Source organism: Curtobacterium sp. MCLR17_032, from assembly GCF_003234795.2.
Lineage (GTDB): Bacteria > Actinomycetota > Actinomycetes > Actinomycetales > Microbacteriaceae > Curtobacterium.
Window position 1 is genome coordinate 3,678,592 of the sequence record NZ_CP126268.1, and the last position, 21,372, is coordinate 3,699,963.

18 protein-coding genes are annotated in these 21,372 nt (G+C 70.5%); 3 read left to right on the forward strand and 15 right to left on the reverse strand.

Features of this window, described 5'->3' with window-relative positions:
- Positions 1-149 precede the first annotated feature (149 nt).
- The 15 genes from DEI97_RS17545 to DEI97_RS17615 all read right to left on the reverse strand — a co-directional run bounded on the left by DEI97_RS17545 (position 150) and on the right by DEI97_RS17615 (position 15,533).
- On the reverse strand, positions 150-4,892 hold the full coding sequence (locus DEI97_RS17545; protein ID WP_111075291.1) for an FtsK/SpoIIIE domain-containing protein: 4,743 nt from the start codon (positions 4,890-4,892) through the stop codon (positions 150-152).
- Positions 4,892-5,830, reverse strand: coding sequence for a hypothetical protein (locus DEI97_RS17550; protein ID WP_111075292.1), 939 nt, complete (start codon positions 5,828-5,830; stop codon positions 4,892-4,894). The genes DEI97_RS17545 and DEI97_RS17550 overlap by 1 nt, the downstream gene beginning before the upstream one ends.
- Positions 5,827-6,591, reverse strand: coding sequence for a hypothetical protein (locus DEI97_RS17555; RefSeq protein WP_111075293.1), 765 nt, complete (start codon positions 6,589-6,591; stop codon positions 5,827-5,829). Before DEI97_RS17555 ends, DEI97_RS17550 begins: the two co-directional genes overlap by 4 nt.
- Positions 6,588-7,193, reverse strand: a complete 606-nt coding sequence (locus tag DEI97_RS17560) for a hypothetical protein (protein ID WP_111075294.1) — start codon at positions 7,191-7,193, stop codon at positions 6,588-6,590. The genes DEI97_RS17555 and DEI97_RS17560 overlap by 4 nt, the downstream gene beginning before the upstream one ends.
- 11 nt (positions 7,194-7,204) lie before the next feature.
- Positions 7,205-8,854 carry a hypothetical protein gene (locus DEI97_RS17565; RefSeq protein WP_111075295.1) on the reverse strand — a complete coding sequence of 550 codons (1,650 nt, stop codon included), beginning with the start codon at positions 8,852-8,854 and terminating at the stop codon, positions 7,205-7,207.
- Entirely contained in the window at positions 8,854-9,162 is a 309-nt protein-coding gene (locus DEI97_RS17570) for a hypothetical protein (RefSeq protein ID WP_111075296.1), read from the reverse strand. The genes DEI97_RS17565 and DEI97_RS17570 overlap by 1 nt, the downstream gene beginning before the upstream one ends.
- A 77-nt stretch (positions 9,163-9,239) precedes the next feature.
- Positions 9,240-9,533 carry a WXG100 family type VII secretion target gene (locus DEI97_RS17575; RefSeq protein WP_111075297.1) on the reverse strand — a complete coding sequence of 98 codons (294 nt, stop codon included), beginning with the start codon at positions 9,531-9,533 and terminating at the stop codon, positions 9,240-9,242.
- Between the two features lie 317 nt (positions 9,534-9,850).
- Positions 9,851-11,290, reverse strand: a complete 1,440-nt coding sequence (locus DEI97_RS17580) for a hypothetical protein (RefSeq protein WP_111075298.1) — start codon at positions 11,288-11,290, stop codon at positions 9,851-9,853.
- Positions 11,290-11,601, reverse strand: a complete 312-nt coding sequence (locus tag DEI97_RS17585; protein WP_111075299.1) for a hypothetical protein — start codon at positions 11,599-11,601, stop codon at positions 11,290-11,292. The genes DEI97_RS17580 and DEI97_RS17585 overlap by 1 nt, the downstream gene beginning before the upstream one ends.
- A gap of 75 nt (positions 11,602-11,676) precedes the next feature.
- On the reverse strand, positions 11,677-11,970 hold the full coding sequence (locus DEI97_RS17590) for a WXG100 family type VII secretion target (RefSeq protein WP_111075300.1): 294 nt from the start codon (positions 11,968-11,970) through the stop codon (positions 11,677-11,679).
- Between the two features lie 228 nt (positions 11,971-12,198).
- Entirely contained in the window at positions 12,199-12,651 is a 453-nt protein-coding gene (gene rplI, locus DEI97_RS17595; protein WP_111075301.1) for a 50S ribosomal protein L9, read from the reverse strand.
- Between the two features lie 14 nt (positions 12,652-12,665).
- A complete protein-coding gene (gene rpsR, locus DEI97_RS17600) occupies positions 12,666-12,923 on the reverse strand; it encodes a 30S ribosomal protein S18 (RefSeq protein ID WP_056121021.1) in 258 nt (85 codons plus the stop codon).
- 47 nt (positions 12,924-12,970) lie between these two features.
- Positions 12,971-13,561 (reverse strand): single-stranded DNA-binding protein, encoded by a 591-nt coding sequence (locus DEI97_RS17605; protein WP_111075302.1) that lies wholly within the window; start codon positions 13,559-13,561, stop codon positions 12,971-12,973.
- A 3-nt stretch (positions 13,562-13,564) separates the two neighbouring features.
- Positions 13,565-13,954, reverse strand: a complete 390-nt coding sequence (rpsF, locus tag DEI97_RS17610; protein WP_111075303.1) for a 30S ribosomal protein S6 — start codon at positions 13,952-13,954, stop codon at positions 13,565-13,567.
- 145 nt (positions 13,955-14,099) lie between these two features.
- Positions 14,100-15,533, reverse strand: coding sequence for a CCA tRNA nucleotidyltransferase (locus DEI97_RS17615; protein ID WP_111075402.1), 1,434 nt, complete (start codon positions 15,531-15,533; stop codon positions 14,100-14,102).
- 110 nt (positions 15,534-15,643) lie between these two features.
- On the opposite strand from DEI97_RS17615, the gene DEI97_RS17620 reads away from it, so the two are divergent.
- The 3 genes from DEI97_RS17620 (at position 15,644) to trxA (ending at position 21,352) form a co-directional block, all read left to right on the forward strand.
- On the forward strand, positions 15,644-19,867 hold the full coding sequence (locus tag DEI97_RS17620; protein ID WP_111075304.1) for a DUF6049 family protein: 4,224 nt from the start codon (positions 15,644-15,646) through the stop codon (positions 19,865-19,867).
- A gap of 79 nt (positions 19,868-19,946) precedes the next feature.
- A complete protein-coding gene (gene trxB / locus DEI97_RS17625) occupies positions 19,947-20,942 on the forward strand; it encodes a thioredoxin-disulfide reductase (protein ID WP_111075305.1) in 996 nt (331 codons plus the stop codon).
- An 83-nt stretch (positions 20,943-21,025) separates the two neighbouring features.
- Positions 21,026-21,352 carry a thioredoxin gene (gene trxA / locus DEI97_RS17630; RefSeq protein ID WP_110902894.1) on the forward strand — a complete coding sequence of 109 codons (327 nt, stop codon included), beginning with the start codon at positions 21,026-21,028 and terminating at the stop codon, positions 21,350-21,352.
- Positions 21,353-21,372: the final 20 nt, after the last annotated feature.

Sequence of the window (21,372 nt, forward strand, 5' to 3'; positions counted from 1 at the left end):
TGGGAGTCGAAGGTTCCCGTTCACTGCCTCCACTGTGCAGAACCGACTTGACAAACGGGCTCATCGTCCCGTTCCACTCGGCTGGCTCCCAGGTGGGCAGAGCGGGGCAGGACGTAACCAGCCAACCGTGTTTCGGGTGCCGGACCTGCTCAGCCGGCACGCGCCTCCAGGACGTCACCGACACCCGCCGACACACCGTCATCCGCAGAAGACACGGCAGCAGAAGACACCGCGCCGGACGGCTCCGCGACGGACGGTCCGGCAGCAGACGGCACGGCGACCGACCCGGTCCGGGTCGCCGCCGTGACCATGGGCACCTGCACGGTCGAGGCGATGCCCGTCCCCAGGTGCACGAGCGCCGTGCCGGGCTGCACCCGCGACGAGATCGACGACCGCGAGATCCGCACACCCACCAGGTCACCGGCGAGCGTGTCCTGCGGCGACAGCAGCGCCCCACGACGGTTCTTCTTCGCGTCCACCTGCCACCCGCCGAACCCGGCGGCCAGCCCGGTCGTGTTCCCACCGAGCACCAGCCCCTGCCCGTTGTCGGCCAACCCGCGCACGAAGGTGCGGAGCTCGGCCTTCGCGGAGCAGTCGATGAGCAGCTCGCCGTCGTCGACGACGAGGACGACCCCGGGTCGGCCGAGCAGGTCCTCGACGTCCGACGCCGAGACGTCGTCGCCCGTGACGGTTGCCAGGACGCCGGGCAGACCGGCCAGGTCGCGCACGGCTCCTGGCCGCGGTGCGAACACGACGATCGGCGTCCCACCGGCCAGCAGCGAGCGCGCCATCGCTGCGACCATCGTCGAACGCCCGGCCCGCGAGGGGCCGGCCACGATGAAGGTGCCGCCGCCCTCGCGCAGGTCCACGGTCTGCAGCGACATGTCGTCGCCACCGATGCCGGTGACCGCGACCATCGGCGCCGGTGTGGGCGCCCCGTCGAGCTCGAGCGCGCCGTCGAGGTCCAGGTCCTTCGGCAGCGCGTCGACGCGGAACGGCCGGATGCGGGGGAGTCCGAGCGTCTCCTCGTCGGCCTTGACCCGCCGCGCGAGCGCCTGGACGGCCGCGGTCTGCCCCTGGCCCGACACGTCCTCACCCAGGGTCGCGAACTGCAGCTCGGTCCCGCTGTCCGCACGGAACCCGCGCCCCGGTGGGATGGTCGCCGGCAGCTGCCGGTGGTTGATCCCGCCGAGCGAGTAGTCCAGTCGGTCGGTCAGGCGCATCACGATCTTGTCGTCCGTCAGCGTCGACATCCGCGACGTCAGCAGCGTGCGGTCGCCCGAGATGACGACGTGGATGCCCGCCCCGGTGCCGTCGCGCAGCAACGTCTGGATCGCCTCGGTGAGGGACCCGCCGTCGACCTCCCCGAGCGTGGTGGTGAAGTTCTCCCACCGGTCGACCAGGACCAGCACGTGCGGCAGGCGGTCCGCCTCCGCGGCGAGCATCCGCTGCTCGGTGATGTTCGCGGCCCCGGCCGCGGCGATCACGTCGTGTCGTCGCGCCATCTCGCGGGTCAGGCGTTCGATCAGCCTGGAGGCGCGCTCCACCTGGGTGCGCTGGGCGACGGCCCCGCAGTGGGGCAGGGACTGCAACGACGCCAGGGCGCCGTTCCCACAGTCGACGACGTAGAGGTGCAGGTCGCTGGAGGCGATGGACCCGGCCGCGGAGGCGGCGAGGGTGCGGAGCGCCTGGGACCGGCCGGAGCCCGGGGCGCCGACGACGTAGAGGTGGCCGAAGCGCTCGAGGTCGACGGTCGCGGCACGCTGCTGCTGGGTGTCGGGCAGGTCCTCCAGGCCCCAGGCGAAGGTCAGACCCGAACCCCCGACGGGGGTTTCACTGACGTCAGCATGAGCAGAAGGGCCGGATGAGGAGCCGCCGACGGTCGCCGAGGCCACCGCGGACAGGGGGAGCAGCTCGGGCAGCGGCGGCAGCCACGGCGAGTGCAGCGGTCCGATGCCCATCTGCTCTCGGGCGTCCCGCATCGCCCCGACCAGGACGGACAGGTCGGTCGCTGCCGAACCCGGACCGGACTTCGACGGGCGCTCGGGCGGCGACATCGCGAAGTCCCGCCACTCCAGCACCCGGACGAACGGCAGGACCGCACTCGCGTCCGCTTCACCGGCCCACCGACCGCCGACGCGGGCCGACTGGAACGGCACGACCGACGAGTGCCCCAGTCGGGCGTATGCCCGTCCGGGCACGCTCTTCGGGATACGTGCCGCATCGGCCACGTCGATGACATCGGTGCTCTCGCCGCCGTCCGTCATGCGGAGGGCGACGCGCAGGTTCGTGTTCGCGCGGATGTCCGGACCGACGACACCGCCGGGGCGCTGGGTGGCCAGGATCAGGTGCACGCCGAGGGACCGACCGCGCTGGGCGATGCCGATCAACCCGGCGACGAAGTCGGGCAGCTCGGTGACCATCGCCGCGAACTCGTCGATCACCAGGACCAGTCGGGGCATCTGCTCGCCGGATCCACCGCGGGCCAGGTGGGCCTCGTGGTCCTCGATGTCCTTCGCCCCGGACGCCGCCAGGATGTGCTCGCGCCGGGTCAGTTCCGCGCGCAGGGAGCGCAGGGCCCGCTCGACCAGGTGCTGGTCCAGGTCCGTGACCAGGCCGACGGTGTGCGGCAGGTCGGACGCGACACTGAAGGCCGCACCGCCCTTGTAGTCGACGAGGACGAACGTCATCCGGTCCGGACGGTTTGCCGCCGCCAGCGAGGCCACCAGGGTCTGCAGGAACTCGGACTTGCCCGACCCGGTGGTGCCGGCGACGAGCCCGTGGGGGCCGTCCCGCACCAGGTCGAGCGCGAACGGCCCGTCGATGCCGACCCCGACGACCGCCGAGGTGGTGGGGGAGCCGGACCGCCAGCGCGAGGCCATCACGGAACCGCTCGGCTGCGGCAGGTCGAGCACGTCGAGCAGCCGGGCGCTGTCCGGCACCAGGCCGTCGCCGTCCGAGCCGGAGGTGTCGCGGAGCGGCGAGAGCGCACGGGCGACCTCGTCGAACCAGTCGTCCTCGATGCGATCGGCCAGCACGAGGTCGACGGGCGCCGACATCTGGCGGCGGAGGACCAGCTGCGTCGGCGAGCGGTGCAGCACGGTGGCGACGCACTCCTCGGGGAGCTGCCACTCCTCTTCGTCGATGCAGATGAGCCGGATGCCCAGGGCCGGTCCGTCACGGAGCAGTCCGACGACACCGGGCATCGCACGGAGTCGGCGTGCACCGTCGAGCACGACGACGATCTCGGGCGAGAACCGACGCCGGCTGTTGACGTTCTTCTGTCGTTCGGCCCGACGCTCGGCCAGGATCTGCGTCAGTTCGGCCAGTCGGCGGCCGATGGTCTCGGCGTCCGACCCGACCAGGGCCAACGCTTCTTGCCCGTCCGTCGGTCGCACGTGGGGGAGCCAGACGGTCCACGCCCAGTCCGGCACGGCCGACTGCGCGGTCAGCACGACGAACTGCACCTCGCGCGGGGACTGCGTGACGGCGAGCTGGCCGAGCAGCCAACGGCCGATCGAGCGGGGCCAGGTGCCGGGTCCGGCGATGCCGACGACACCGACCTCGGCGAGCGGCACGGTCACGGGCACACCCCGGGTCCAGCGCGGTTCCTGGTCCAGGCGGTCCTGGTCGCGGTCGTCCTCGACGGTGACGGTGGAGGGCAGGTCCCCGATGCCGACCCGCACGTGCAGGTGGTCGGCGTCCGTCGGTCGGCGCTCCCACAGGCGCCGGGTCGGCGTCGTCGCGGTGATCCGCAAGGCGGCCGCATCGAGCGAGTCCGAGCGTCGCTGGTCCCGCTCGGCGAGGACGGCTCCGGCCACCGCGTCCTCGATCGCCCGCACCCGGTCGGCGTGGTCGGCCAGGGCCTTGCGGTGGCTCTTCTTGCCGGTCTTCCGTGCGGTGATCGTCTGCCCGATCACCATGATCGGCGTCATGAACGCGAACAGCAGGTAGAACGGCGAGTGGAACACGGTCGCCATCACGATGCCGAACATCGCCGGCACGAACACCATGATCCACGGCAGCGCCGACCGCTGCGGCGGCACGGGCGGCTTCGGGATCCGGAACGACGTCGGACGCAGGGGCGGCAGCAGGCGGGGCGGCCGGTTGAAGTCGAGCTGGCCGGAGTCCGGCGGACGCAGCAGCATCCGGTCGACCACGGCGACCGGGCGGACGGTCAGCGCCGTCTCGGCGACCCGGAGGACCGCGCCCGGCTCCCACGCGGTCCACTCGTCGCCGACGGGCTCGCCGTCGACGGTGACCTCGGGCAGCGCGGACGGGTCGGTGTCGGGGTGGCCGGCGGCGGTGTCGAGCGCCCCGGGCAGCAGCGCACCCGGCGGCAACGCAACGTGCGGCAGAGCACCCGGCGGCAGCGCACCCGGCAGGGCGGCAGCGGGGTCGCCGGACGTGCCGGTGCCGTCCGGAGCGTCCGCGACGACCGCAAGGTCCGGCGACGCCTCGGCCACGAAGGCCGGGGCGAGGCGGACGGAGACGGTCCCGTCGAAGGCGATCCGTGCCTCCAGGCCGGGCAGCCCCGCCGTCTCGGAACCGGTGAGCGTCTCGCTGTCCGGGGTGAACGCCAGGCGCACGGTCCCGACGCCGACCCGGACGCACCGGCCCGCGCCGACGCCACCGGCGACGAGCAGGTCGACCAGGCCGCGTCCGGCACCGGTGTCGGCATCGGCGCCGATGTGCAGGACGGCGCCGTCGACCAGGCCGCTGTCGGCGAAGCGCACGTCGGCGTCACCGGCCTCGGCGGGCAGGGGTGTCCCGCCGGTCCGACGCGACAACGCGTCGACGACGCAGCGCATGGTGGCGGATCCGGGTGCGTCGATGAGGACGTCCGAGCGCACGCCCGTGACGTCGTCGACGACGGTGACGACGACCTGCATCAGGCGCCGGCCGTCTGTGTCGGAGCGGTCTCGGTCGGCGCTGCGGTCGGAGCGGCCTCGTCGACGACCGGCTCGGACAGCCCCAGGTCCATCCACCGGACCGACCCGAGCTCCGCCGAGGTCGAGGTACCGTCACGACGGCACTCCAGGGTCCAGCGCGCGAGCGGGCTCGGCTGCAGCGCGATGACGGCCCAGCGGCCGCTCGGCCGCTCGAGCAGCCGCACCAGTTCACGACCGTCCGTACCGCCCGGCAGACTCTGGACGACCAGGAGGCCCGGGGTCGCGTCCGCCGCGACGGTCGCCACCGCCTCGGCCACCGACACGGAGGCCACGGTCCCGAACTCGTCGCCGCGGACGCCGACCGTCAGCACCGGGGTCGTGCGCGACCACGGGTCGGTGCGGACCTGGTCGACGACCCGGCGGGCGACGGCGGTGCGGGCGGCACGGTCCCCACCCAGGGCGACGACCCCGCCGACCGCGGCCAGGTCGACCAGGACGCTGCCGTCCTGGTCGGTGCCGAGGCCGACGACCGTCGCGAACCGGACCGAGGCGTCCTCGGTCAGCGCGACGGCCTGCAGGGCCTGCATCGGTGCCGACCACGAGTGCCCGTCCGGGGTCGCGGTCCACGGTTCCGGCGGGGCGACGGTGGGGGCGGTCAGGTCGAGCCGCACGGTGTGGCCGATCGACGCCCGGACGAAGCCGGGGAACACGACACCGGCCGTCCGGCACGAGGCCTCGACGCTCCGGAGCACGCGGTCGAGCGCCCACGCGGTGGCGTCGTCGCGCCGGACCCGGTCGGCCCAGGCGATGGCGTCCGTAGAGGTCCGGCGGCGGAGCGCGACGATCACCGGCACCACGAAGGCCAGGGTGGCGACGAACAGCAGGGCCGCGCAGGTGAGCACCAGGTGGGACGCCGGGTGCAGGAAGTCCCAGTTCACGCCGTGCCACCGATCTCGGCCAGACGGAGCTCGAGCGGGGTCGGTTCGGCGTCGGGGACGTCGGTCCAGCGGAACGTGGTCATCATGGCGTCGAACAGCATCACCAGGGCGTCGGTGATCCGCTCGTCGGTACCGATGTCAGTGGCGTCGTTGGCGGGCGGAACGGCGTCGGCGCCGGTCTGGGTCGGGTTCAGATCCCTCGGGGCGCTGATCGCCGAGAACGACATCACCACCCAGCGGCCCGGACGGTGCGGCACCGGGATCGTGTAGACCACCTGACGGTCGTCGACCGCGGGCAGCTCGCCCGCCACCTCGTCCGGCACGGCCCGGCGGAGCTGCGTCTCGGTGCGGGCCGCGATGCCGCCGTCGACCTGGCGGAGGCCCGGGTCCTGCTGGTCGTGCCGGTCCGGCAGGGCGTCGGCGAGCAGCTCGGCGATGACCTCCTCCGGCGCCTGGTCGGACTCGTCGTCGACCTCGCTCTCGATGATCGACACCGGCGGGGTGAAGCCGTCGACGGGCTGCACCGGCAGGTAGACCGCGGTCGCTCCGTTGTCGCCCGCCTCGACGACGGTCGACATCAGGCGCTTCTGCATCTCCTGGCGGAGCGGTTCGGCACGGTCGCGCGGCAGCGAGTCCGGCAGTGCGCGGGCGATGACCTCGCGGACCGTGGCGGCGAGGACCTGCCGGTCCTCCTCACGTGCGGGCAAGCGGGCCCACCCCGGCGGGACGACCATCAGGAACGACGAGATCGGGGCGGTCATGCGGACACCTCGTTCCGGACGCGGCCGACCAGGGCGACGACCTCGGGAGCGAAGACCGGCACGACGTCGAGCTCCCGCGTCCGCCACAGCACCCGGGTGTCCACACCGTCCTGGCGCCGGACGGCGCACACCGTCGCCCAGATCACGCCCTCGTCGTCCACGTCGAAGCGCGTCACGACCGGGCCCTCGCCGCCGACGTCCTCGGGCAGTTCGTCCACCGCCGGGGGATCCGACGGAGCGCCACCGGTCGCGCCGGCCAGCTCGAGCAGGTCCGGGCCGGACTCGTCCGCCACCCCGACCGAGACGATCACCGGCAGCGGCCACCGGTTCGGCACGGTCAGGGCCGCGACCAGACGCTCGTCGCCGTCGAGCGAGGCGCGGAACTCCAGCAGGGTGTCGACGGCGTGTTCCGGGTCCACCGACGGACCGTCGGCGAACAGCCGGTCGGGACCCTGCACCTCCCGGTCGATGTCCGCGACCGCGTCGAACAGGGCCAGCACGTCGGCCCGCCAGGCGGGCGTCAGCTCGTCGGCGCCGGGGACCACCAGCCACTCCGGGGCGTCGACGTCGATCGTCGAGGTCAGGACGGGTACAGCGCTCATGGGATGTGCTCTCAGGTCGTGATCGGGTGCTTGAACTCGCCGTAGGACTCGGTCCACGGGCGCTGCTGGTCGTTGCCGATCATGGTGGGGTTGATGACGAGGCCGGTGATCGACCACGCCTTGCCCTGCGCACTCATGCCGCCGTTGACCCAGGTGTGCCACTTCGGCGCCGATGACCCGACGCCGGCGAAGCCGCGCGCACCCAGCCACTTGTCGATGTTCGCGCGGTTCAGCTGCCCGTCGATGCCGGCCAGACGTTCCGCCCACCCATCGAAGCCCCTCTTCGTGAACAGATCGGAACCGAACTGTTTCGAGATGGTGCTCCAGTCGTTCTTCGCGGTGGTGCCGACCTGGCGCAGGTTCCACCAGTTCGGGTTGTCCGGGAACTTGCTCGTGAAGGCCCCGATGGCCCGGTCGACGTCCTTCATGTTCGCGGCGATCAGGTCATCGGCGCCGCGGACGAGCCCCGCTTCCTTCGCGATCTGCGTCTCGGCGGACTTGATGCCGCCCTGCAGCGCACCCTTCTGCTCGACCAGGGGCTCGAGGTTCCGCCGGAGCTGGTCGGAGATGGTCTTCGCCGCGCCGAGGCCCTTCGTCCCGACGTCCCGGAGCGCGTTCTGGGTGAAGCCGGACATCGCACCGTCGACGTGCTGCACGGCTCCGGTCTTGCCGCCGATCTGGGTCTTCAGGCTGTTGATCCGCTGGATCGCGTCGGATCGGAACTCCTTGAGGGGCGCCAGACGCTCGCCGAGCTTGGCGGTCATCGAGGTCTTGCCGGCCTTGAGCCCGCTCTTCACGGCGACGGACGTGGCCTTCGTGATGCCCGACCCGATCCCCAGCGTGGCGACGCCGACGACGGCCATCACCAGGTCGAAGACGTTGCCCTCGCCCAGTGCGACGAGCCCGAGCTGGGCGACCAGCCCCACGCCGGCGGCGACCGCACCCATGATCGCCAGGACGCCGACGCCCGGGATCAGGATCGCCAGCGCCGCCAGGGCGATGCCGATGTAGGTGAAGATCTTGACGATCAGCTTGAGCAGCTTCGAGAAGAACGCCTTGATCTTGTCGCCGAGCGTGTCGTGCAGTCCGTCGTGCCACGATGCCCGGATCGTCGCGGCGGCCGCCTTGCCCGCGGCAGTGATGCCGTCGAGCGCCCGGTGCAGTCGGGCCTTCGCCGCGTCGGCGTCACCCTGGGCGGCGGACGACGCCCGGCCCTTGGCGCTGACGGCGTCCTGCTCCTCGGTCGTCATCGGCGGGGCGTCCTGCGCGCGGTCCTTCGACGGGTCGGGCATCGACGCGGCGCGGGTGCCGGCGGCGTCGGCCTCCTCGGCGTCCTGCAGAGCAGCGGCACTCTCGTCGAGGGCGTGCTGCAGTTCGGGCAGGTACGCCGTCAGGGCGTCGCGGATGGCGTCGTAGCGGCCGGACATCTTCGTCAGCGAGGCGGCGACCTCCTTGCTCTTCTTCCGCACGGCGTCGGCCGTCGCGCCCTTGAACTGCGCGTCGTCGCCGTCACCGATGCGCCGGAGCACGTCGGCTTCCGAGGTGATCTCCTCGGCGATGGTCTTGTAGTACGTGACCAGTTCCTGCACCACGGGGACGTCGGCCACGACCGGGTCGGACGACTGGTCGAGCAGGGCCCAGTTCCCACCGCGGGCCGGCATCAGGCACCACCGTCGGTCGGGTGGGACTCGGTGGTGAGCTTCTCGGAGAGGTCGTGCTCGAGGTCGGTGAAGTTCTCGGTCGCCTTCTGCATCTTCTCGTGCAGGTCCTTGACGGCGCCCTTCATCTTGTTGCGGTGGATCTTCCAGTCGCCGGAGAAGTCGTGCATCGCCTTCTGCACGTCGTGCTGGCCGTAGACGTCGCTGAGCGCCCGGTCGTCGGACTTCTGGTGCTCGAGTTCGTCGGAGATGTGCTGCAGCTTGGTGGCCGAGTCCTCGAGGACGGCCGAGGTGATGATGAGGTCTGCCATGGTGCTCCCGATCAGTCGTGCCGGAGGTGAACGGGTCGGGGCCCCACCGAACGGCGGGGCCCCGGTCCGGAAGCGGACTACTTGATCGCGTTCGCCAGCTCGGAGTCCGTCTGCTGCAGGGCCTCGGCGGCCTTGTTGAGGTACGTGGACATGCCCTCGAGACCCTCGATGGTCTTCGTGGCACCGTCGTTGAACTCCTGGTACGAGTTGCCGAACGCGACCGAGGACTGGTCGGTCACGTAGCCGCCGGAGATGAGCGAGTCCACGAGGGACTTCAGCTCACGGAGCTTCGAGGTGATGTCCTGCTCGCCGTTGACCAGACGGGTCGCGGCATCCTGCATCTCGCCGTAGGTGACGTTCAAGTTGGGCATTGCGTGCTCCTGTCAGTCGCATCGCACCCGGTGTCGCTCGGTCGGGTGCGCCCCCCGGATGAGGGACTGCCGAGAGGTTATTCCGGGTCGGTACGACCCGGCGGGGTACGTTTCCGCACCACCGTGCGATCGGCTGCTACACACCGATGTGCACATTCCAGCATGCCGGTCCGGCCGGCCTGGAGGATCGGGGGCGCGTGCGCGACGCCCGTCGCGCGGAATTGTCATGTCACCCGACAAACAATCTTCTCACCCTCGGCGTGTCGCCCCGGTACGAAAAGCGCGCGGGTCCTCCCAACGGAGGACCCGCGCCCGGCTCAGAACCCGTGCGTGAGGGTCTTCGCCGCCTCGTTGTACCCAGGGAGACGCTGCTGGTCGGTGCCGAAGCCGGTCGGCTTGAGGCCCTGGCCGTACACGATCGTGTTGCCCCAGCTCGCGATCACCCGGCCGCCGGAGGCCCACTTGTGCCAGGCCGGCGTCGTCGCGATCTCGACGCCGTACTTCGACCACATCTCCTTCTGCATGGCCGCCATCTCGTGGTGACGGTCGACGCTGAACAGCCGCTCGGCACGCCAGTCGCCGCGCTTGAACACGTCGGCGATCTTCACCTTGTCCTCGGCCCAGAGCGTCTTGTTCGGGTGCCACCAGTTCGGCTTCTCGCGGAACTTGCCGATGCTGGTCAGGCTCTTCGCGTTGCCCAGCGCCTTCTGGGTCTCCGCGATCTCCTTCTGCACCGCACGCAGCGACGCGAGCCGCTCGGGGAAGCCCTTCGCGCCGTACCGCGGGTTGAACGCCCGCTCGAGTGCCGCCGACCGGGCCGTGCCGAGCTTCTCGAGCGAGGCGGTCGCGTTCTTCTGGAAGCCCACCGAGCTCTTCGCGATGCCCGCGGTCTTCATCGTCGACACGGCCTTCGTCAGCGCACCACCGGCACCGACGAGCACGAGTCCGACGGCCGAGGTGATGACGTCCAGCCACGAGCCCTCACCCATGCCGGCCAGGGTGATGTTCGCCACCAGGACCACGGACGCTGCCACCGCCGCCATGAACGTGAACATGCCGACGCCCGGGATGAGGATCGCCAGGGCAGCCAGCGCGATGCCGATGTAGGTGAAGATCTTGACCAGGATCTTCAGCAGCTTCGAGAAGAACGCCTTGATCTTGTCGCCGAGGGTGTCGTGCAGCCCGTCGTCCCAGGCCGCGCGGATCGTCGTCGCAGCGGCCTTGCCGGCACCGTTCAGCGCGTCGACCGAGCGACGCAGGCGAGCGGTCGCGGCGTCGGCGTCGGCCTTCGCACCCTCCACCGCCCGGTGCTTCGCGTCGATCTGTCCCTGCTCGTCGCTCGTGATCGCCGGTGCGTCCGAGGCCCGGTTCTGCGACGGGTCGGGCATCGAGCCCGCCCGGCTGCCGGACGCCTGGGCGTTCTCGGCGTCCTGCAGCGCGGCGGCGGACTCGGCGAGCCCCCGCTCGAGTTCCGGCAGGTACCCCTTCAGCGCGTCCCGGATCGCGTCGTAGCGTCCGGAGAGCTTCGTGAGGGAACCGGCCACCTCGCCGCTCTTCTTGCGGACCGCGTCGGCCGTCGCGCCCTTGAACTGGCTGTCGTCGCCGTCGCCGATGCTCTTGAGGACCGCGGCCTCGGAGGTGATCTCCTGCGCCATGGTCGAGTAGTAGGTCACGAGCTCCTGCACGACGGAGACGTCGGCCACCATCGGGTCCGACGCCTCGCCGACGAGGGCCCAGTTGCCGCCACGGGCGGGCATCAGGCGCCCCCGCCGTCGGTCGGCTGCGACTCGGTCGTCAGCTTCTCGGTCAGGTCGTGCTCGAGGTCCGTGAAGTTCTCGGTCGCCTTCTGCATCTTCTCGTGCAGGTCCTTGACGGCGCCCTTCATCTTGTTGCGGTGGATCTTCCAGTCGCCGGAGAAGTCGTGCATCGCCTTCTGCACGTCGTGCTGGCCGTACACCTCGGTCAGGGCGCGGTCGTCCGACTTTTGGTGCTCGAGCTCGTCCGAGATGTGCTGCAACTTGGTGGTTGAGTCCTCGAGGACGGCTCTGGTGATGATGAGGTCTGCCATGGGTGCTCCCGATCGATGCCCGTGCCGGTGGAGGTGGACCGGGCGGCCCGTCGTCGGGCCGCCCGGTGTCCCGCGCTACTTGATGGCGTTGGCGAGCTCGGTGTCGGTCTGCTGCAGTGCCTCGGCGGCCTTGTTCAGGTACATCGACATGCCCTCGAGACCCTCGATGGTCTTCGTGGCACCGTCGTTGAACTCCTGGTACGAGTTGCCGAACGCGACGGAGGACTGGTCCGTGACGTAGCCGCCCGAGATGAGCGAGTCGACGAGCGACTTCAGCTCACGGAGCTTCGAGGTGATGTCCTGCTCGCCGTTGACCAGGCGGGTCGCGGCATCCTGCATCTCGCCGTAGGTGACGTTCAAGTTGGGCATGTGATGCTCCTGATCTCGATTTTCGTTCACCCCCGGTACTGGAGGCCTCGACGAACGTACCGAGCGGTCGACCCCCGGACGAGGGCCTTCAACTCCTGTTCACCGAGCGTTCGTCAGGAATGCGTTCCGTGACCCGCACCACGCGCCGGGGAACGCAGAAGGGCGGGCCTCCCACTGGGGGAGACCCGCCCTTCCGGCGGTGCTGGTGCTGCCGGAGCAGCGACCGGACTACTTCGCGGCGACGACCTTCAGCGAGATGGTCGCGACGATGTCCTCGCGCAGACGCACGGTGGCCTCGTGGTCACCGACGGTCTTGATGGTGGCGGGGACCTCGACCTTGCGCTTGTCGAGCGAGCCGACGCCCTGCGCCTGGACGGCGTCAGCGACGTCACCCGGGCGGACGGAGCCGAAGAGACGACCGTCCTTGCCGGCCTTGACCGACAGCTGGATGGTGGCGTTCTCGAGCTTCATCTTGAGGTCCTGTGCCTCTTCGATGGTGGCGAGCTCGCGTGCGGCGCGAGCTGCACGGATCGACTCGATCTGCTTCTCGCCGCCCTTCGACCACGACACGGCGAAGCCCTGCGGGATCAGGTAGTTGCGGGCGTAGCCGTTCTTGACGTCGACGACGTCACCGGCGGAACCGAGGCCAGAGACCTCGTGGGTGAGGATGAGCTTCGACATTCGTCGACCTCCGATCAGCGGCCGGAGCCGGCGTAGGGGAGGAGCGCCATCTCACGGGCGTTCTTCACGGCACGGGCGATGAGGCGCTGCTCCTGGACGGAGACGCCGGTGATGCGACGGGCGCGGATCTTGCCACGCTCCGAGATGAACTTGCGAAGGGTCGCAACGTCCTTGTAGTCGATGACGCCGACCTTGATCGCCTTCGCGGGAGCGGCGTTCTTGCCGCCCTTACCGCGAGGCTTCCGGCGGTCGCCGGTGCTCTTTCCAGCCATTGTGTGTCCTTAGAGAAGAAGAAGTTGTGTCGTCAGACCGCTGAGGATCAGAACGGGGTCTCGTCGTCGTAGGTGCCGCCGGGGGTGGACCACACGTCGTTCGACTGTGCGTTCCCGCCACCCTGCTGACCACCCTGCGGCGACCACGGGGCGTCGGACTGACCGCCACCGTTGCCACCGGACGCGCCACCGTTGTAGCCGCCGTTGCCACCGCCGGAGGAGTTGCCCCCACCGACCTGGCCACGGCCACCACCGGCGCCACCACCACTGCCACCCGGTGCACGGGTGATCTGGGCGGTCGCGTACCGCAGCGAGGGGCCGATCTCGTCGACCTCGAGCTCGATGCTCGTCCGCTGCTGACCCTCACGGTCCTGGTAGGAACGCTGACGGAGACGACCCTGCGCGATGACGCGCGAGCCCTTCGTCAGCGACCCCGCCACGTGCTCGGCGAACTCGCGCCACACACTCGCACGGAGGAACAGCGCGTCGCCGTCCTTCCACTCGTTCGCCTGACGGTCGAACGTGCGAGGAGTCGACGCGATGGTGAAGTTCGCCACGGCGAGCCCGTTCTGCGTGTACCGCAGCTCCGGGTCCGCGGTGAGGTTGCCCACCACCGTGATGACGGTTTCGCCGGCCACGGGCTACTCGGCGCTCGCGGTCGTGGCGGCCGAGGCCGACGCGTTGGCGGCCTTGCGGGCGGCACGGGCTTCGTCGCGCTGCTTCTGCGCGGCGACCTGGGCCATGCCCTCTTCGGCGCGGAGGACCTTGGTGCGCAGGACGGCCTCGGAGAGACCGAGCTGGCGGTCCAGCTCCTTGGCGGAGTCGGCGGACGACGTGAAGTTCACGACGGCGTAGATGCCCTCGGTCTTCTTCGCGATCTCGTAAGCGAGCCGGCGACGGCCCCAGACGTCCACGTTGTCGACGGTGCCACCGTCGTTGCGGATGACCGCGAGGAACTTGTCCAGGCTGGGAGCGACGGTGCGCTCATCGATCTCGGGGTCGAGGATCGCCATCAGTTCGTACTGGTGCATGCGGAACCCACCTCCTCTGGTCTCAGCGGCCCCGGGCAGTTCCCGGGACAGGAGGGTTGATGCATGTGCCCCGGCACGCAGAAGGCGCGCGAGACAACCTGCCCATCGTAGCGGACGGCCTGGAGGCGCGCCACCGTCGAGCGGATCAGCCCTCGTCGCGGGACGCCCACCAGGCGCGGAGGCGCGCTTCGGCGTCCTCGGGCCCGAGCGGGCCCTCGTCCATCCGCGCCTCGAGCAGGAAGCGGTACGCGTCGCCGACGGCGCGCCCCGGCGGGATGTCGAGGATCCGCATGATGTCGTCCCCGGAGAGGTCGGGACGCATGGAGTCGAGTTCCTCCTGCTCCGCGAGGACGGCGATCCGGGCCTCCAGGTCGTCGTACGCGAACCCGAGCCGGTCCGCCTTCCGACGGTTCCTGGTGGTGACGTCCGAGCGGGTGAGCTCGTGCAGCCGCTCGAGCTGGTCGCCGGCGTCACGGACGTAGCGGCGGACGGCCGCGTCGGTCCAGGCGCCCTCGGTGTATCCGAAGAACCGCAGGTGCAGCTCGATCAGCCGCGAGACCGAGGCGATCGTGTCGTTGTCGAAGCGCAGCGCCCGCAGCCGCTTCTTCGCCAGCTTCGAGCCGACCAGGTCGTGGTGGTGGAAGCTGACGGCACCGCCCGGCTCGAGCTTCCGGGTCGCCGGCTTGCCGATGTCGTGCAGCAGTGCGGCCAGGCGCAGGACGGTGTCGGGTGCCTCGCCCGGGTGCCGCTCGGCCTCGTACCCGATCGCCTGCGTCAGGACGGTGAGCGAGTGCTCGTACACGTCCTTGTGGTGGTGGTGCTCGTCGATCTCGAGCTTCATCGCGGGGAGCTCGGGCAGGACCAGCTCGGCGATGCCGGAGTCGACCAGCAGCCGGATGCCCTCGACCGGGTCGTTCGTGTTCAACAGCTTCACGAGCTCGTCCCGAACGCGCTCGGCGGAGATGTTCTCGATCGAGTCGGCGAGGTCCGTCATCGCGTCACGGACGTCGTCGGACACGGTGAAGCCGAGCTGGGCCGTGAACCGGGCGGCGCGCATCATCCGGAGCGGGTCGTCGCGGAAGGACACCCGGGCCGCCTGCGGGGTCGCCAGGCGCTGCGCGAGCAGGTCCTCGACACCGCCGTGCACGTCGACGAGTTCACGCTGGGGGAGTCGGAGCGCCATCGCGTTGACGGTGAAGTCGCGGCGGAGCAGGTCGGCCTCGATGGTGTCGCCGAACGTGACCTCGGGCTTGCGGGTCTCGCCGTCGTAGACGTCACTGCGGTAGGTGGTGATCTCGACCTGCTCGCCGCGGACCATGGCGGCGATGGTGCCGAACTGGCGCCCGACGTCCCAGGTGTTGCTGGCGAGGGGCTCGACGATCGCCAGGACGGCGTCCGGGCGGGCGTCCGTCGTGAAGTCGAGGTCGGTCACCGGACGGCCGAGGAAGGCGTCGCGGACGGGCCCGCCGACGAGGGCGAGCTCGTGACCGGCAGCGGCGAACGCCCGTGCGAGGACGTCGACGGTGTCGGTGGCGGCGAGTGCGTCGAGTCGCTCGACGGCCTGGGCTACGGACTGCATGACGCCCACGATCATCCCAGATAGTGGGCCCGAGCACCTGCGCGCTCGCCTGCTGTCATGGTCGTGGCTCATACACTCGTCGTGGCCCGCCCCGACCAGGGCCCTCCCACATGCAGATTCTCCGTACCGTGCTCACCGCCGCCGCGTCCGCCCTGGTCGCCACCGGTCTGGTCATCGCGCCCGCCGCGGTGGACGTCGCCGACGCCGCCACCACCTCGAAGCCCGCGAGCCCGGCCGCGGCCCAGGCCGGCACCGCGTCGGTCCAGGTGACGCCGTCCGGAAGCGGGGTGATGAACCTCGGTGACGACCTCTCGCTGTCCGTCACGGTGACGAACGACACCGACTCGGCACTGCCCGCGGGCCGCGCGGACCTGGACATCATCCGGCCGGTCGTGGGCACACGCGACATCCTCACCGACTGGATCAACGACACCTCCCCGGACGGTTGGCCCGGCGATCCGATGGACCGGGTGACGATCCCGGAGGTCCCGGCGCACCGATCCGTCACGGTCGACTCGATCTCGGTGCCGTTCGCCGACGTCCGTCTCGGCACGCTGAACCCCTTCGGTGCCCGACGCATCGCGGCCTCGTACTTCGCCGGCTCGACCCTCGCCGTCGGACGCTCCGCCTTCACGTGGAACCCCGGACCCGACCCCGCGCCGGTCGACGTCGCGGTGGCGATGCCCGTCACGGTGCCGGCGACCGACGACGGCCTGCTCAGCGCCAACACCCTGGCTGCCGACACCGCCGTCGACGGCACCCTCACCCAGCAGCTCGACGCGGCCGAGGGCCACAGCGTCGCCCTCGCCGTCGACCCACGCATCATCGCGTCCATCCGGATCCTCGGCGACGACGCCCCGAGCTCGGCGACCGCGTGGCTCGAGCGGCTGGAGGGCCTCCGGAACGAGAAGTTCCCGCTGTCCTACGCCGACGCCGACGTGACGGGGCTGCGCCAGGCCGGACTGTCGGGCATCGCGGCGCCGATCTCCTTCGACCAGGCCATCGCCGCCGCCGTCGACGCCGACCGGTTCCCCGGGGCCACCCCGAGCCCGACCACCACGCCGGAGCCGACCGACCAGGCGACGGACCCGGCGCAGGACCCCACCGACGGCGCGGGGTCGACCACCCAGACCCCGGGCGACACCGCGACCGAGCCGACCGACACCGCCACCACGGACGCCGCCGACGGCACCGGCAACGGCACCGGGAACACCGACGAGACCGACCCCGCCACGATCCCCACCTCGGCCTCGCTGGTGTCCTTCCCCTGGACCGTCGACACCGTCGCCTGGCCGGTCGAGGGCACCGTCTCCTCCGACGACCTCCCCGCCCTCCGCACCGCCGGCTACACCTCGACGATCCTGTCCAGCGGCAACACCTCGGCCGGCCAGGACACCACGGTCGCCGCGGCCGAGCAGGTCTCCTCCACGAAGGCCCTCGTCGCCGACCAGGGGATGTCCGACCTGCTGCGCCAGGCGGCCGACGCGAAGTCCGCACGTGCAACCGACCGCGCGATGGCAACCCTCCGCGCGACCCTCGCCACCGTCGCCGTCCAGGGCAGCGCCACCGGCCCGGTCCTGCTGACCCTCGACCGGTCCTGGCCGACCGACTCCGCGCGCCTCGAGCAGGCGCTGGACGCCCTCGAGGACACCGCCTGGATCGCGCCCACGGACTTCTCCACCGTCGTCGACGCCAAGCCCGGATCGCTGACCCTGCAGAGCAAGGACGACGGCTCCGACCGGCTGACGGTCCTCCGCCGCCTGGTCCGCTCCGAGCAGGCCCTCGTCGGCTTCGCCAGCGCCGTCGCCGACCCGGTCGAGGTCACCGCCCCGGCCCGTCTGCGCACCCTCGCCGCGGCGTCGAACGCCTGGCGTGCGGACACCGACGGGCTCACGACCGTCGTGGACGGCATCACCGCGGACGACCAGAAGACCATCGCAAGCGTCGGCATCGTGAACTCGAGTGACATCACCCTGCTCGGCGACCGGTCCTCGCTGCCGATCTCGGTCCGGAACCGGTCCGACTGGCCGGTCACGGTGTTCCTGACCGTCACGCCGTCGAACTCGTTCCTGCGCATCGAACGGAACGCGGTCGAGGTCACGATCCAACCCCGCTCCTCGACCCGCACCACGTTCCCGGTGCAGTCGGTCGCGAACGGCAAGGTCGCCCTGTCGATGGCGCTGACGAGCTCGAGCGGCGCCCGCATCGCCACGCCCGCCACGGTCGAGATCAACGTGCAGGCGCAGTGGGAGACCGTCATCACGGCCCTCGCTGCGATCGCCGTCGTCGTCGTCTTCGGCCTGGGGATCCTCCGCAACGTCCGCCGCCGTCTGCGTCGCCGCAACGGCGAACCGGAGTCGGAGGAGGACGACGACCCCAACCGTCCCCTCGAGGTCCAGCCCCCCGGGCCCGGTGAGCCCCCGGTGGACGCTGACGCCACACCGTCGGCCGACCCCTCCCGGTCTGCCGACGTCTCCCGGGCTGCCGACCTCTCCCGGTCTGGAGGCCCGACCACCGTCCCCGGGCCCGCCACCGCGATCGCCGCGGCCAGCTCCGGCACCGACACCGTCGGTGGGGACGGCGACCGTCTCGAGGACGCGATCGCGCGTGCCGGGGTCGAGTCGAGCCTCCCGTCCGACCACCGCCCCGAGGAGCCGACCATCAGCACCACCCAGCCCAGCGCCGAGGTCGACGCCGAGCAGGGCGAGGGGCGTGGCCTCGGCCGGGCCAGCGCGATGCTCGCGGCGGGGACGATGATCTCGCGCCTGCTCGGGTTCGCGAAGACGTTCGTGCTCGCCTACGCGATCGGCAACTCGGGGTCCCGCGCGGCGAACGCCTTCTCGGTCTCCAACCAGCTGCCGAACAACATCTACGCCCTGATCGCCGGTGGCCTGCTCTCCGCCGTGCTGATCCCACAGATCGTGCGTGCGATGAAGCAGCACAACGACGGCGGCACGGCGTACGTGAACAAGATCGTGACGCTCGCTGGCTCCGTGTTCATCGTGATCACGATCGCGGCGACACTCCTCGCACCGTTCCTGGTGAACGCCTACAGCCAGGGCGCCGGGGACAGTGGCAAGGGCTTCACACCGGCGCAGACGGACCTGGCCATCGCGTTCGCGTTCTGGTGCCTCCCCCAGATCCTCTTCTACGCGATGTACTCACTGCTCGGTGAGGTCCTCAACGCGAAGCAGGTCTTCGGTCCGTTCACCTGGGCACCGCTGATCAACAACGTGATCGCGATCGCCGGGCTCGTCGTGTTCATCGCCATGTTCCACGGACGAGACGTCAACTCGAGCGTCGATGCGTGGACTCCGCTCAAGGTCGCCATCCTCGCCGGCAGTGCGTCGTTCGGCGTCTTCGCCCAGGCCGCGTTCCTCCCGCTGTTCTGGCGCCGAGCAGGACTGTCCTTCCGACTCGACTTCCGCTGGCGCGGCGTCGGACTGAAGTCCACCGGGACGGCGGCCGGCTGGCTGTTCGGCATGATCCTCATCACGCAGCTCGCAGGCCTCGTCCAGTCGCGGGTCGCGTCCCTGGCAGAGGGTGCCGGTAATGCCACACTCGCGACGAGCTGGCTGCTCTTCATGCTGCCGCACTCGATCATCACCGTGTCGATCGCGACCGCGTACTTCACCCGCATGAGCCACGACGCCGAGCGGGGAGACCTCGACGCAGTCCGGCGGAACCTGTCGCTGTCCCTCCGGATCGTCGGGCTCTTCACCGTCTTCGCGACGGTGGCGCTCATCGTGACGTCGACCTCGTTCGCGCGCATCTGGGAGAACACGTTCGGGCTGACCCAGGCCATGGCGTGGGTGCTCGTGGGGTTCATGCCCGGGCTGGTCCTCTTCAGCATGCTCTTCATCATCCAGCGCGTCTTCTGGGCCCTGCACGACCACCGCACTCCGTTCCTCATGCAGATCGTGCAGTCCGGCCTCTTCGTCATCGGGGCCCTCGCGGTCGCCACGTTCCCCGCGCAACACATCGGTGTCGGCATCGCGGTGTGCACCACGCTCGCCGGTACCGCGCAGACGATCGTGGCCCTCGTCCTCGTCCGCAAGCGTCTCGGCGGGATCGACGGCCCGAACGTCACTCGATCGCACGTGCAGTTCCTGATCGGCGCGTTGATCGCCGGGGTCGCTGGGGTGCTCGTCGCGAACTTCTTCGGTGCGTTCTCCGAGGGCGGCTTCGCGATGGCCGACGTGACGAGCGCCCTCATCACGCTCGTGCTGACCGGAGCGGTCATGGCAGCCGTGTACTTCGGTGTGCTCGTCGTCGCGAAGAACGGCGAGATCGCGAACGCCGTGACGCTGGTCCGCAGCCGCCTCGGACGCTGACCGCACAGCCAGGCCGCGGGAATGGCGCGCCGGTACCATTGGTTGACCCGGTCAGCAAGCAACGAAAGGGCAATCACGCATGCGCGAGCTCATCATCATCGGTTCCGGTCCTGCCGGGTTCACGGCCGGCATCTACGCCGCGCGCGCTGAGCTGAAGCCGCTCATCGTCGCCTCGAGTGTCGAGACCGGCGGTGAACTCACCAAGACGACCGAGGTCGAGAACTTCCCGGGCTTCCCCGAGGGCGTCCAGGGCCCCGACCTCATGATCAAGATGCAGGAACAGGCCGAGAAGTTCGGTGCCGAGGTCCTGTACGACGACGCCGTCTCGGTCGACCTCACCGGTCAGGTCAAGAAGGTCACGGTCGGCTCCGGCGAGACGTACGAGGCCCTCACGGTCATCTACGCCACGGGTTCGGCGTACCGCCACCTGGGCCTCCCGGACGAAGAGCGCCTGTCCGGTCACGGCGTCTCCTGGTGCGCCACGTGCGACGGCTTCTTCTTCCGTCAGAAGAACATCGCCGTCGTCGGCGGTGGCGACTCCGCGATGGAAGAGGCCACGTTCCTCACCCGCTTCGCCGACAAGGTGACGGTCATCCACCGCAAGGACTCGCTGCGTGCGTCGAAGATCATGCAGGACCGCGCGATGAACGACCCGAAGATCGAGTTCGCCTGGAACAAGGAGGTCACCGGCATCACGGGTGACTCCGCGGTCGATGGCGTCACGCTCAAGGACACCGTCACCGGGGAAGAGTCCTCACTCGCCCTCGACGGCCTGTTCATCGCGATCGGCAACGACCCGCGCACGCACCTGGTCCACGGCCAGCTCGAGATCGCTCCCGAGGGCACGCTCGCGGTCGAGGGTCGCACCTCCCGCGCCGTCGGCGTCCCGGGTGTCTTCATCGCCGGCGACGTGCTCGACCCGACGTACCGCCAGGCGATCACCGCCGCCGGTTCCGGTGCGGTCGCAGCGCTCGACGCCGAGAAGTACCTGGCCGACCTCGACCACGACCTGACCGACCAGGCCGAGGGTGTCACCCCGGCCGAGGCGATCATCGACGTCACCGCCCGGGTCTGACCCCGGCCCTGCACGCCACGGGAATGCACGTCGCTGCGTCCCCGTTCACCACACCGAACCGACTTCCCGTCGAAGGAGCAAACATGTCCAGCGCAAAGGCAGTGACCGACGCCACGTTCGAGGCCGAAGTCCTCAAGTCCGACAAGACGATCCTCGTGGACTTCTGGGCTGAGTGGTGCGGCCCGTGTCGCGCGGTCTCGCCGATCCTCGACCAGATCGCCGCGGAGCACGCCGACAAGATCGAGATCGTCAAGCTCAACGTCGACGACAACCCCCAGTCGGCCATGAACTACCAGATCACGTCGATCCCGGCGATGAAGGTGTTCAAGGGCGGCGAGGTCGTCAAGACCGTCATCGGCGCCAAGCCGAAGCCGGCCCTCGAGGCCGACCTCGCGGACTTCCTCGCGTAGGGATCCGCCACACAGACGCG